The sequence below is a fragment of the Acinetobacter sp. WCHA29 genome, assembly GCF_002165335.1.
Lineage (GTDB): Bacteria > Pseudomonadota > Gammaproteobacteria > Pseudomonadales > Moraxellaceae > Acinetobacter.
In genome coordinates this window covers 1-1,076 of sequence record NZ_NHRQ01000021.1, presented here as the reverse complement: position 1 = coordinate 1,076, position 1,076 = coordinate 1, and the positions used below count along the sequence as shown (strand labels likewise).

Sequence of the window (1,076 nt, the reverse complement as noted above, 5' to 3'; positions counted from 1 at the left end):
GTATGACAATTTTATATACTCCATAAACCCTTTAAATTAATTAGGTGGTTTATGTCGCACTTCAAGTTTTACTCTGCCAACTTTAAATCAGTGGCTCCACTAACACTCTTCACTTATTTATTTAAAATTTAGCGACGTTAAAAGACAATTAAGTATTTTTAGATAATGCTTAGAATCAATTCAATTCATCAAGTTTTAAAAAATAATTCCTTTTGTCAGGTCTATCATTTTTTAAATGCTTTAAAAATATTTTAGCAGTTTCCTCCGAGGCATCCTCTCTTAGGCAACGTTCAACAAAGGATATATCTACAAATTCATCAGCTAACCCAGCACGGCCAAGATCTAAAAAGTAAATTTCATTGAATTTATCTATAAAAATATTACTATCCGTGATATCGCCATGAGAAAAAACCAATCTTTCTTCAACACGAGTCTCAGTTAACTCATTCCATAGACTTAGGTAAGTTCTATGGTCTCCCCATAATTCAGCGTCAAAATCATCTTGATCTATATCGTCAAGGAGTTGGTTATCAATAAAAAATTTTGACTCTTTTAACCGATGATCAATGTTTGAAATAAATGGACAATCAATAATAGCAACTGAATTTAACAGATTGAGTGCCTCCTTATAGATAGCAAGCAATTCTTGGTCTGTTAAAAAAAGCGCTGAAATTGGTTTTGCATTGATCGCTTTAGTGATCATTAATTCAAACTGCTCATCCTGAAAAGTCATGATGAGTTCAGGCACCTTTAATTTCTCAGAGAGCCAACTCAACATTTTCGCTTCGCGAGAGACACTGTATGTGGTCTCTGTATATAAAGTGCTAGATCGCTTAAGAAAAAAAGTTTCATTATTTCGATTAAAAGAATAAACATCCGATGGCGACTGACCAATTTTATTTGGCTCTAAAACGCTGTTTCCAATAAATTGTTGAATAATATTGGGCAATTCCATCAAGTTTTCCTTTTATTCAGCATTAAAAACCCCGCAAATGCGAGAGAGGTGGTCCCACTTGTTTGAACAACTAAAAGCGTATTTATAAGTGATATTCCGCTCTAGTTAAGCCACCTTGTTT

At 33.5% G+C, this 1,076-nt stretch carries 1 protein-coding gene; it reads right to left on the bottom strand.

The features are described 5' to 3' along the window. Positions 1–175: 175 nt before the first annotated feature. Positions 176–955, bottom strand: coding sequence for an APH(3')-VI family aminoglycoside O-phosphotransferase (locus tag CDG59_RS12075; RefSeq protein ID WP_014386410.1), 780 nt, complete (start codon positions 953–955; stop codon positions 176–178). Between the last annotated feature and the right edge of the window lie 121 nt (positions 956–1,076).